This is a genomic window from Janibacter sp. CoH_79_TC_3 (assembly GCF_058197955.1).
In genome coordinates, this window is sequence record NZ_JBXWIV010000008.1 from 60,491 (window position 1) to 72,640 (window position 12,150).

A 12,150-nucleotide genomic window follows, 5' to 3' on the forward strand; every position below is an offset into this window, starting at 1 on the left:
GGTACATGAAATGCTTTCTACAGCCTACCATGTACCAATATTTTCCATTGAAATCCATGGTTCTATAGGTGCTAAGCGCTCGCCGTCTTGAAGTAGCTCGATTGAGATATGGTTAGGGTCTTTGACGAAAGCCATATAGCCATCTCTAGGCGGTCTTAATATCTCGACACCCGCTGCCATAAATATCTCACACTGCTCGTATACATTATCGACTCTAAAAGCAAAGTGCCCAAAGTTATTGCCGTTGCTGTATTCTTCCTCATCCCAGTTATGCGTCAACTCAATCTCTGACGCACCTTCATGGGTCGCTAAAAAGTATAAGCTAAATCGTCCTGCTTCAGAGTCTTTCTTCCTAAGCAGTTTAAGACCCATAAGATCGCAGTAGAAGGTAAGGCTTTCTTCTAGTTTATTGGTTCTAATCATTGCGTGTAAATATTTCATAAAACACCTTATTTATTAGCTTTGAATATCGTTCTAGTTTTTCATCTCACTAATTAACCATTCAGATACATCATCAATCTGCGCTGCTAATTCAGGGTGCGCCTTAGCCAACTCATCAAACTTAGCTTTAATCTCATGCTTGTCGTACTTAACATCTGCCAGTGACTCCTTTAACAAATCAATCAACTCAACATTTAGCGCATCAGAGAAAATGACCACCTCCGTAATCACTGCTCGCTTCACATCAAGGTGCAAATCAATAATGCCCCAATCAAAGCGCGTCTCAATGTGATGGGTAAACTCAGGGGTTTTGCCAAAGCGCCAGTCCCAATCTGCCATTTGCTGATAGTATTTATTTAGGTTAGGTTGCTTGGCGAGACTGGCTTCATCCAATTCTTCTATCGGAGCAGTATCGCCATAATACTCGCAAAACGCCTCGATGATGGCATCGGATAAAATCTCGTGATTAATCGACTCGTTAAACTCTACTAAGTTTGCGACGCGCGCACGGACAGATTTAATACCTTTGGCTTTTAGCTTAAGCGGATGCGGATTGAGATAATCGCCTAGCTTTTGCATGTTGGCATTGACCAATAAAGTCCCGTGATGAAAGCTGCGGTCAGTTGCATGTTTAAAAGCGCTACCTGATATTTTCTTATCGCCGACTTGCATGTCGTTACGACCAGATAAATCTGCTTCTATGCCCAATTTTTTGAGCGCATTGATGATAATGGTAAAGTTCGCTGCTTGGTCGTAGTCGTCTTTGGGCGATAAAAAGGTAAAGTTAGTATTGCCCAAATCATGAAACACCGCGCCGCCGCCACTCTGACGCCGTGCCAAAAACACATCGTCTTCTTCCATCTTATCAATTTTGCATTCTACCCATGGGTTTTGCGAGCGTCCAATGACCACGGTCTCGCTATTGCGCCATAAGAATAGCGTGTGCGAGTCGGGATTGAGCGTATTAAATATCCAATCCTCGGTGGCGAGGTTAAACCAAGGGTTGGTCACGGCAGACTTTAAGATGCGCAGTTTCATTTAATTATCCTTATTGTTATGATCTTTTATAAGTCTATGTTAATAAATACGGTATAGTTATTCTCAACGAAGTTAGGTTTAAATTCAATTCATCTTTTTGCTGTAACTAAATTACAAGTAGCAAAAGCGAGTGCTTATAATAATGAGAAAAGAAAGCTTTCAAATTGGTAACATTACTTTTAAATGGGGCGATAAGCTCGCTGATATAAAAGCTCAGCTTGCCATAGAGCATAGCTATGTTGAAAATGTCAATCCCTATGCTTTAGATAAAACGCTGACTATCAAACTAACTGAGATGTGGTCGATCAAAACCAATTCTTGCGAATTTAGCGCGCCAGCTGAGGATCGTTTGGTTGATCGAATATGGATTAATATAGCAGCCAATGAGCAGAGCTATGGTAATTCTTGGCTCAAAATATTTATCAAGCATCCCTTAATCGAAAAGCTAAAAAAGCAATTTGGATCACCCTCAACGCATGGAGTAGGCGATAATAATGGTAGTGGCAGTGTAATAGAAAACGCCACATGGCTCTTTGATAATTGTGAATTTGGTGTAAGTATATTTGGAGAGGTTCGTGAAGAGAACGGTGAAGCAAATATTGGTCTTATTTGTATTACTCTAAATGATATTGAACTATTAGATTCGCTTTATTCACAGCCACTCAGAGACATAGAAGAGTTGTTACAAGATAAGGTTGACCTTACTACTATCAAAAATTTTCAGATGCAGCTAAGACAAAATGTTCCATGGTCATTGGACGCTCGCAAATACCCTCAATATTCTATCGATTTTATTTCAAGGGCTTTAAACGGTTTTCATAACCGAGCCTTGTTTCAGACGCCACTAAAAATTCAGGCGCAACTTAAGCCATCTGAGGTTTGTACTTGGCAAACAACAACAGGCGATTATTATTTATCGAATGATAAAAAAACCATAATGTTAGATCATTCTCTTAAAATCTCATGGAGTAATATTTTGCCAGCCAAAGGGAGTGGTCATGGTTCTATTTCAGTAGGAGATTTTAATATTAGTAATGAGCATAGTAGACCTGAAACACAGGAGCTGGTTCAGCACCTTGAAGGTATACTTAATACTAACATCATTTGCTATGAGGATTACGATTGCTAAAAATTCTAGGCTAGCGCGTAGGGTGGGTTAGCTCAAGCGTAACCCACCATCTAATTAATGTTTAAGAACGTTTATATATAACTTATTCCGCTAAACCCTACCCAAAATCTTCCTTCAAAATAGCCGCCATATTACGCTCGGCAAGTCCGGTGATAAATACATACGGATTGACGCCAGCGCTACCGGGAATTAACGCGCCATCTTGCACATAGATATTTTTATGACCCTTTACGCGCCCAAATTCATCAGTCGCTTTGCCAAGTACGCAGCCACCAAGTGGGTGATAGCAGAAGTTATCGCCGAAGCCTTTGGTGAATAGTAAGCTTGATGTCGAGCCACCATTTACTTTGGCGAGTTTTTCGATCAGCTCTTTGGCAGCGTTTACCGAGTACTCATTTTGCTCACGTTTCCAGTTGAGCTTGACGGTTTTGCTAGTTTTATCATAGTAATAATTACCGCGTTCTGGATTATCAGTAATGGCAAGATATAGTGTCGTCCACGTCTCAAGTCCTAACGGTAGTGGCGCGAGTTCGGCAAAGATTTTGTACTTTGAGCCGCCTCTATCACCGTCCCACATATTGATGCCTTTGACCGGAATGGTAGATTGGGTGGTGCCCGCGGCGTGGACGAAATTGCGCCCTGTCATGATGTTACCGTTGGGTCCCCAATGTTGTCCGATATGTTCGTTTAAGTTATTTAATTTCCCTTCAGCTTGGCTTTTAAGCAGTAACTCTGAAGTGCCCGTACTGCCAGCATTTAAAAATAGCTTATCGCAAGTATAATGCTCAATTTTATCGATGCCGCCCGTCATATTAATAACATGAACTTCTAAGCGCAGTTGATCATTATCCAGTGCTTGAATGCTATTTACTTTGCGTAGGGTTTTCACCGTGACATTGCCCGTGGCTTCAGCGTCTTTTAGATAGGTCAAATCCAGTGAGTACTTGCCCGCATTGTTGCCATAGATGACTTCACCGCCAAGGCCAGATTTATAGACTTCACTGCGCGCTTCTTTTTGCATATAGTCAAAATCGTAGCTGTTGCCAAAAAATTCGGTTTTCATTCCCGCCTTTTCTGCTTGGCGTTCAGCCGAACGAGTAAATTCGTAGTGCTCAGATTGATTAAAAAACGACTCAGGAATTTGGCTGACTTTCAGATTTTTCATGGCGCGAGGGAAATAAATGTCATACATCTCATTACTATTAATCCAAGGAAACACTTCTTCAAAGTGGGAGCGTCTTGGCTGAATGGCAATCGCGCCATTGACGATAGAGCCGCCACCGTAAGCACGCCCTGCAAAGACTTTCATATCGTCATATTCGATTAAGTCCAAAACCCCAGGATATTTTCTGATAGGAATCGGAATCGGGATAGGGGCGTTTGGCATATTGCTAAACCAGCTAGAGCGTTTATCGGCAGTAATCATTTTGCAAAAGGTATCGTGCTCGGGTGTTCTGTCCCAGCGCATCCCCATCTCAACAATCAGCACTTTATGACCTTTCTCGCTCAACCGCAGTGCTGATACCGCGCCGCCATAGCCACTCCCAACGATAATATTAGGAAAGTGTCCAGCTTGGGTGATGGTACTGGGTAGTTTTGGTTGCTTGGCAAGCGTTTGACAGCCACTCACCGCAGCAGAGGTACTGATCGCACCTAAGCTTAAACCCATGGCTTTAATAAGTTGGCGTCGTTGCATGGTGTATCCTAATTTGATATTTAAGCTAAAAAAGCCCGAGTTAAGTAATCTTGACTTTGGCTAGCAAGGGTGCGGCAAGGCGAAAGAGCGCTATATTAGCAAACATAGGTTGCGTTATTATTTCAGTCACGCGATTGCTTTAATACTTATAGGAAAAAGGACTTTAATTTACTCATAGTCCTTGCCAGCTTTTATTCAATCACTCGACCAATCTTGTTAGATTGATTCGTAAACTTGACCGAATAGAAAATTTCCCTTATTATCTTGTTTCAATGTACTAGAACGCAAATACATTCAATTATTCTTATCCTTAAAAAAGCTAAATAATTAGGCGAAAGCTCCAATATTAATACTCCATTTAAAATAATAAGGCTTTTATATGACAACGCAAAATACCGCCACTGGCTACGGTCTACACGCATCAATATTACCTAATAGCGATGGCCTATACGGCGAATTCGGTGGCAAAATTGCTCATCCTGAGCTTACAAAAGCCATGGCAGAAATCGAAGTGGGTTTTCGTGAAATCATTAAAGACGATGATTTTATCGCTGAGATGAAGCGTCTGCGTGAGACTTACGTTGGTCGTCCAAGCCCCATTTATCATGCGCAGCGTTTGACAGAGCATTGCGGCGGCGCGCAGATTTATTTTAAGCGTGAAGATTTGAATCATACGGGTGCGCATAAGATTAATCACTGTTTGGGCGAAGTCCTACTGGCTAAAAAGCTGGGCAAAACCAAAGTGATCGCCGAAACGGGCGCAGGGCAACACGGCGTAGCGCTAGCAACGGCAGCGGCCTTGATGGGGTTGGAATGTGAGATTCATATGGGTGTGGTCGATATTAAAAAAGAACATCCAAATGTCAGCCGGATGAAGATTTTGGGTGCCAATATCGTACCAGTCTCACGCGGCGCAGGTACACTAAAAGAAGCGGTTGATAGTGCTTTTGAGACTTATTTAAATGAGCTTGATAGCAGTATGTTTGCGATTGGCTCGGCATTAGGACCGGCGCCATATCCTGAAATGGTCAGCTACTTTCAGTCAGTAGTTGGTCATGAAGCACGGGAGCAGTTCCTAGCGACGACCGGTAAGCTACCTAATAAGGTTGTGGCCTGTATTGGTGGCGGCTCTAACGCTATTGGTATGTTTAGCGGATTTTTTGATGATGAAAATGTGGAAAAAATAGGCGTAGAACCAGCAGGCGAGGGCTTGGATACGCCCAATCATGCGGCGACGATGTCACTGGGCGTGAAAGGCGAGATTCACGGGTTTAAATGTTATGTACTTCTTGATGAAAAAGGCGAGCCAGCTCCCGTACATTCGATTGCCTCAGGTCTAGATTATCCTGGGGTTGGACCACAGCATTCGCACCTAAGAGATTTACAACTGGCTACGTATGAGTCGGCAACTGATGCAGAATGTTTAGAAGCCTTTATGGCGCTATCACGCCTTGAAGGTATTATCCCTGCTTTAGAGTCGGCGCATGCCATTGCCTATGCGATGAAAGTCGCCAAAGATATGGCAGCGGATGAGACGATTTTGGTCAACTTGTCAGGGCGCGGCGATAAAGATATTGATTTTATTTTGGATAAAGTAAAGCTATAAAGAAATCTGAAAGCAGTATAAAAATACAACATCCATCAAGCGTTTAAAAAGTTATCATCGTGGTTTTTTACCATCTAACGCTTGATAGGATTTACCCATGTCCAACCGTGACCTCATTATCTTTATGACCCTGTCCTTTATGTGGTCGCTGTCTTTTATTTTTTACCGTATCGGCGTGCCAGAATTTGGCTCGTTAGCATTTGCCAGTTTGCGGGTGGTATTTGCCGGTTTGGTAATGCTGGTTTTTGTCTTAATCAGTCCAAAAAACCGAGAAGGCATACGCGATAACTGGAAAGTATTGGCGTTGGTTGGACTATTTTCTGCAGCAATTCCTTTTATCTTATTTGCCTTTTCAGCGCGCTCGGTCAATGCCGGGGTGTTGGCGGTGCTTAATGCGTCTGTGCCGATGATGAGCGGTTTTATCGCCAGTACCTTTTTTAAAGACAGACTGTCAAAAAAACAAATTATCGGCTTAATCATTGGCGTTATCGGTGTGATTATTTTGATGAGTGAGAACTTATTTGGCGCTAGCGGGCAGGATGCTGAGTCAGATTCAGGGTTATTGCCGATGGGCTACGCATTATTGGCTTGTGTTGGCTATGCTGTCGGCGCGAATATCACCAAAAACTATTTATACGATGTCTCGCCAGTGGCAATTACCGCAGGCTCGCTTATCATTGCCAGTATTATCATGCTGCCGATAGCGGTTTATGAGTTTCCCTATGGGAAAACCATCAGTCTTACTGCTTGGGCAGCAGTGATTTGTATTGGTGTATTCTCAACTGCCATCGCGCTGATTTTTATGAATCAACTCATCAAAAGTATCGGTCCGATGCGAGCGACCAGTATTACCTTAGTGATTCCGATTTTTGCCATTATTCTAGGCTATCTGCTACTTGGTGAGGCTTTAGACACGCCAGCGATTATCGGCTCGGTAGTGATATTATGCGGTACGTATTTGTCTTTAGAGTTGTCTATTAAAAATATGCTGAAATCCTAAGATACTTATTGTTTTCTAAGTGATAAATTGGCTCTTAGTAGCTGCCAACTATTTAGCACCTTCTACCATGATAAGTTGAATAGGAAAGGTAATAATGTCAAAGGCCTTGGCTATCGGCATCAGCGTTTTGAGCCTTTTTTCTTCTGCTAATGCTTTGCCTGGCTGATAAGTATAAAACTTCAGCGTGGTCGGTTGCGGCAAGCGATAGGCGAGCATCTCGATATTTTTCACCGCCGGCGCCACCGTCACAGGGAGGCGCCAGAGATTTTTTGTACAGCGTGTCATGCCACCCGCGAAGCCATCATGACAAGTAAAATCAAACCCTTCAAGTTTAGCCGTTTCACCTGCGACTAGTAGATGCGTTGGTTTTTCAAACAATAATATGGTGGCAATGCATCCTTGCCCTGAGCTGCAGCCTTGTTCGCCTATTCTTATTCTAAAATAGGGCGCATTGAATGCCGGCATCGGCTTAAAAGAAAAATAAGCCAAATCCACTTGGTCTAAAATATCCATAAATTCACGATCTCTATTGGCGCTCTGCATTAAATAGCTGCGCTTTTCTCCGGCAAATACAATGGCATGCTCAACCCCTTGAATAGGCGCGGCGGGCTTGCCGACAGCGATGATGGTATCGGTAAACTGCTCATCGGCAACCCATTTTTCATCTTCTTGTAGCATCAATTGGTAATCGAGCTTTTCGGTGACGATACAGCCGCTTAAACCTAAAACTAATGAGCCAACTAAACATAGTTTAGAAAGTGATTTTGACATCATGTTTTTCTCTGCTTAATAAAATAAGAGACCATCGAGAAGAGATTGTTAAATGTGATATTAAGCCAGTTTTGCATAAATAAGTTGGCTAATTTGCTAAATAATTATAAGTAAAATATCAAGAGTTTTAGCGAAAAAATTTAGACATATATCAAGAGCTTAAGTCTTATATCCGTCTATTCAAGCAGAGAATCCTATAAAGTTGCTACTGATATATTGACAAAGGTCGACATTCGCTATTTAATCTAGGGATTAAAGCCAACTATAAAAAGTATGCATGATTTTATAGTTTGGTCGTGTTTTTAACTGACAAAAGGATATTGTCATGAGCGCTCAGCTGTTTTTAGGATTTACGAACTCTGCTAACCTTTCTCGTTCTTCGCGCTATTTGCTCACTGCTGGTACTTTGACGGCGCTAAGTCTCGCTATTAGTTCAGCGCAGGCTGCTGGCATCGAATATAGCAAACAATCGGTTGCGCCTTTTTTTGAGCCGGGTAATTATGCCGAGCTATCTTATGCGTATGTTGATCCAAAAATCGAAGGCACTGATGCTGCTGGTAATAAAATCGGCGACATGATGGATGACTTTGATTTACCCGGAGCCGCTATCAAAATCGCCCCGACCGCCAATACGGCATTGGCGGTGATTTACGAAAAACCCTTTGGTGTCGATACTGAATACCCAGCAGGGAGTATTTTTAACAATAGCATGGGCACCACTGAGGCGCGAGTAGAGACAAATGGCATCACGCTTTTAGGCGGTGGTAAGATTGGCAATAATGTGTGGCTATATGGTGGTCTTGAGTACCAAACGTTAAAAGGCAATATTACTGGCGCGCAGCCCGTAGGCTTGACTACTGCTGTTTCTCAAGTGATCGATCAGGCGGGGGCGCTTTTTGGTATACCAACCACTGAGGCTTATTATGATTTGGTTAATAAACAAAATAACGGCACGATTACGCCAACTGAAGCCGCAACTTTGGGTGCTATTAATGAGACGGCTATCAATCCTGTAGCGACAGCGCCGACCTATTATACGTTAGACTTTGAAAACGAAAATACGCTAGTGCCTGTCATTGGGATGGCGTATGAAAAGCCAGAGATTGCCTTGCGCGCATCATTAACCTATCGCGCGCCTGCCAAATATCAGGTATCTGGGGTAGAAAACCTACAAGTTATTTTACCACCTATCGCTGGTGGTGATGGGGTAACACCGGGACCAGCTACTGACGAAATTGCCTTACCGCTAGCGGGCAAGACCGAAGTGAAAATGCCACAGTCGGTCAATTTAGACTTCCAAACGGGTCTCAGTGAAAAATATCAGTTATTAGGAATGGTCAACGCGCGCTGGGTAGATTGGAGTAACTTTAATGTTGCCCCGCCTTTAGCGACATTATCGACACAGGAGCCCTTAGCTACTTATAAAAAGGACGGTTATGCGGTTGAAGTGGCATTGGGTAAGCAGTTTAATCCAAAAGTTTCAGGCGAAGTACGCTTGGGCTATGACCACGGTACTGGTGCGCCGCTCAGTCTATTGGGACCTTATGACTCTATCAAAAGCTTAGGATTAAGCGCGCAATATAAATTGACCGAGCAGCTTAGTGTTTCTGCGGGCGGTCAGTATATGTGGTTTGAAGGCGGTCCAGTCGATACCAAGGTTGATGGTCGCGTAGCCAATATCGACGATGGAACAGGCTATGCGCTTGGCATGAAACTTGGTTATCATTTTTAAGAGTTGACTGAGATTATTTATTAAAAATAGCTCATATTAGCGCTGATAGAAAGTAGAAAAAAGCACTTACTTTAAAAAGTAGGTGCTTTTTTTACTGCTTGAAAAGCGCTTTATTAATCAACGCTTTCGGTTTGGCAAAACAACCCATTTAAGCATTCTCGATTACTGCTGCCGATTTTCCAAATAGGAGGTATCTGCATCGCTTGATTTAATTGCTCATGTATCCTTGTCCAGTCATCCATCTCATAACCATCTTCGGTAGTGCTAGGCACTGGATAAAGCTCTTGACGCTCGCTATCGGACAACGCCATAAAGTTAAAATAGTTTGTTGCATCCTTTGCCAAGATACTATTGGGACGTTTTGTGAGTGCAACCATCGTCTGCTTATACTCTGGTTCAAGAAACTCATGAATGGCATCATCTGTCCATCCAGTATTGTCTGAGCCAAAGAATAAAGAATAGCGGTATAAGTCCAATAAAATCTTGGCATCTTTCACCGCGTAGCCATTTGGATAACGCGTTATATAATCTTCCCAAAACACCGCACGCTCAACCAACTCTTCAAAAGAGGTCGTAATGGCGGCATCGCTCCAAAAGATATCTTGATTATCCTTTGCCATCCGCTGAATGAATGCTTTTTGGTCAGGACGTAGATAAGGGATAAAAATGTCTGCCATAGCTTTCAAATCATGACTAAAGGCATAGTAACCTTCGCCTAAACTATAAACTCTAACATTGGCATCATTTTGGATAAGACCAATCAAGTAGCGTACGCGTGGGCTCAGATTTTTTAGTTTTTCTTCTGCTATTTTTTCGCCTTGCTCTAAGGCGTTCATCACGTCAAAAAAATCTTGGTCAAATTCTGCACTGTTAAGATCAGTTTCCTCCCATAAAAAACGCTCATACATCGCTTGATAGTCTTTTAGTAAATTCAATACCTCAGCGTTACTAGCCGTTGGTAAGCAGTTTTCTAGTAATTTTTGAATGGCGTAAATAGCTTCAATCTTACTGCTGTTATCAACTTTTTTCATGGCGTCACTAAGCGCTAAGCAGGTTGTTGCATCTAGCGCTGAGTCTGTTGCGGTAGTCGTTTTGGTTGCTGACTTTTCTAAGGGCGTCGGCTTATTAACTTGTTCTGTATTTTTGACCTCACTTGATTCAGATGACGCATCTGATTTGGGTTGGCAGGCGCTCACACCTAAGAGGAAACTTAACCCTATTGCCAGCGATAATATGGTTTTTTGCATGGACTCTATCCCTTAAGTAAAGGCTAAAAATAAATACTAATAAAAGTGACAGTTATTTAAAAATTGACAAAAGATGCATGAGTGGTGCATGTAACATTTAATAAAATTTTCACTGCTTTTATTATCTTAATACCCTTATAAGCTCACATAAATAATAGCGTTTAAAAGGTTGAAAATATACTTGCGTCGGTGTTTTTGTTTGTAAGTGTTACTTGGAATCATCCTCTCTACCCCCTATAAAGAACACGGCTGATAAATAGACCGCTTAATAATGATAAGTCACAATGACAAGCGCTGTTTATCAATGCTTAACGGCTCTTAATACCGTATTTTTATAACAACAAACAAGGCATCTCATGGCACACGATAACTTATTCGAACCCGTCAAAATGGGCACTCAAACTCTAAAAAATCGCATCATCATGGCACCGTTAACCCGCTTACGCGCGGTTGAGCCAGGCGATGTTCCTACCGCATTAGCAAGTGAATATTATGCGCAGCGTGCTGGTTCTGGATTGGTCATCACTGAAGCGACGCAGGTATCTTTTCAAGCAAAAGGCTATGCGGGCGCCCCCGGTATTCATACCGAAGACCAAACGACCGCATGGAAAACCATCGTTGATAGTGTCCATGCCAAAGGTGGAAAAATTGTCGTACAGTTATGGCACACAGGTTTGGTTGCACACGAAAGCGTCCAACCTGATGGCAAAGCGCCTATTTCAGCGTCTGATGTTCATGTGGGGGTACGTACGTCACTGCGCGACAGCAACAATCAAGCCATTCGCGTTGAAGCAACCACGCCACGTCCAGCCACGCTTGAAGAAGTGCAGCAAGTCATCGCTGACTTTGGTCTTGCGACCAAAAATGCCAAAGAAGCGGGCTTTGATGGCGTAGAGATTCACGGCGCTCATGGTTATCTGTTGCATCAGTTTTGGGTGGAACAAACCAATCAGCGCGATGATGAGTATGGCGGTAGCCGCGAGAATCGTGCGCGTTTGACTCTTGATGTCATCGATGCTTGCGTCGCTGCGTGGGATGCTGATCATATCGGTATTCGCGTATCACCGCTTGGTACGTTTAATAATGTCGAAGCAGGCTACAATGAAGACGAAAATATTTGGCTAATTGAGCAGATTAATAAGCGCGGGCTGATGTATCTGCATCTTTCTGAGCCTGACTGGGCAGGTGGTACGCCTTATAGTACGGAATTCCGTCAACGCGTTCGTGATGCTTTTGGGCAAATGATTATTGCCGCTGGTGGCTATACTGCTGAAAAAGCAGAAAAAAATATCAAGGATGGCTATATCGATGCGGTTGCTTTTGGTCGTGACTATATCGCCAATCCTGACTTAGCGGAGCGTATCCGCGAAGGCGCGCCGCTTAATGAGCAGCAGCCAGAAAGCTTTTATGGCGGCGGCACCGAAGGCTACACCGATTATCCGTTTTTAAACCAAGCATAAATGTTTATCGGATAAATCATTCGACTGGCT

The 12,150-nt window shown here is 42.9% G+C and carries 10 protein-coding genes; 5 read left to right on the forward strand and 5 right to left on the reverse strand.

Annotated features, from left to right (window positions below; genetic code table 11):
• Nucleotides 1-24: 24 nt before the first annotated feature.
• Both AC2FA3_RS08730 and lplA read right to left on the reverse strand, forming a co-directional pair.
• Complete coding sequence (locus AC2FA3_RS08730; protein ID WP_490509228.1) at nucleotides 25-441, reverse strand: VOC family protein; 417 nt, start codon at nucleotides 439-441, stop codon at nucleotides 25-27.
• 33 nt (nucleotides 442-474) lie between these two features.
• Nucleotides 475-1,479, reverse strand: a complete 1,005-nt coding sequence (gene lplA, locus AC2FA3_RS08735) for a lipoate--protein ligase (protein ID WP_490509229.1) — start codon at nucleotides 1,477-1,479, stop codon at nucleotides 475-477.
• A 142-nt stretch (nucleotides 1,480-1,621) separates the two neighbouring features.
• On the opposite strand from lplA, the gene AC2FA3_RS08740 reads away from it, so the two are divergent.
• Nucleotides 1,622-2,608: a hypothetical protein gene (locus tag AC2FA3_RS08740; RefSeq protein WP_490509230.1), complete on the forward strand. Its 987-nt coding sequence runs from the start codon at nucleotides 1,622-1,624 to the stop codon at nucleotides 2,606-2,608.
• Nucleotides 2,609-2,705: 97 nt separating this feature from the next.
• Here AC2FA3_RS08740 and AC2FA3_RS08745 read toward each other — a convergent pair whose 3' ends face one another.
• A complete protein-coding gene (locus AC2FA3_RS08745; protein ID WP_490509231.1) occupies nucleotides 2,706-4,304 on the reverse strand; it encodes a GMC oxidoreductase in 1,599 nt (532 codons plus the stop codon).
• Nucleotides 4,305-4,683: 379 nt separating this feature from the next.
• Between AC2FA3_RS08745 and trpB the strand changes: the two genes are divergently transcribed.
• Both trpB and AC2FA3_RS08755 read left to right on the forward strand, forming a co-directional pair.
• A complete protein-coding gene (gene trpB / locus AC2FA3_RS08750; protein WP_490509232.1) occupies nucleotides 4,684-5,910 on the forward strand; it encodes a tryptophan synthase subunit beta in 1,227 nt (408 codons plus the stop codon).
• A gap of 97 nt (nucleotides 5,911-6,007) precedes the next feature.
• Complete coding sequence (locus AC2FA3_RS08755; protein ID WP_490509233.1) at nucleotides 6,008-6,910, forward strand: DMT family transporter; 903 nt, start codon at nucleotides 6,008-6,010, stop codon at nucleotides 6,908-6,910.
• Nucleotides 6,911-6,958: 48 nt separating this feature from the next.
• Here the strand turns inward: AC2FA3_RS08755 and AC2FA3_RS08760 are convergent, their stop codons facing one another.
• Complete coding sequence (locus AC2FA3_RS08760; protein ID WP_490509234.1) at nucleotides 6,959-7,684, reverse strand: YidX family protein; 726 nt, start codon at nucleotides 7,682-7,684, stop codon at nucleotides 6,959-6,961.
• A gap of 322 nt (nucleotides 7,685-8,006) precedes the next feature.
• On the opposite strand from AC2FA3_RS08760, the gene AC2FA3_RS08765 reads away from it, so the two are divergent.
• Nucleotides 8,007-9,413, forward strand: a complete 1,407-nt coding sequence (locus AC2FA3_RS08765; protein WP_490509235.1) for an outer membrane protein transport protein — start codon at nucleotides 8,007-8,009, stop codon at nucleotides 9,411-9,413.
• A gap of 113 nt (nucleotides 9,414-9,526) precedes the next feature.
• On the opposite strand, the gene AC2FA3_RS08770 is transcribed toward AC2FA3_RS08765, so the two are convergent.
• Nucleotides 9,527-10,660, reverse strand: coding sequence for a hypothetical protein (locus AC2FA3_RS08770; RefSeq protein WP_490509236.1), 1,134 nt, complete (start codon nucleotides 10,658-10,660; stop codon nucleotides 9,527-9,529).
• 356 nt (nucleotides 10,661-11,016) lie between these two features.
• Here AC2FA3_RS08770 and AC2FA3_RS08775 point away from each other — a divergent pair, with 356 nt between their 5' ends.
• Nucleotides 11,017-12,120 (forward strand): alkene reductase, encoded by a 1,104-nt coding sequence (locus AC2FA3_RS08775; protein WP_490509237.1) that lies wholly within the window; start codon nucleotides 11,017-11,019, stop codon nucleotides 12,118-12,120.
• Nucleotides 12,121-12,150: the final 30 nt, after the last annotated feature.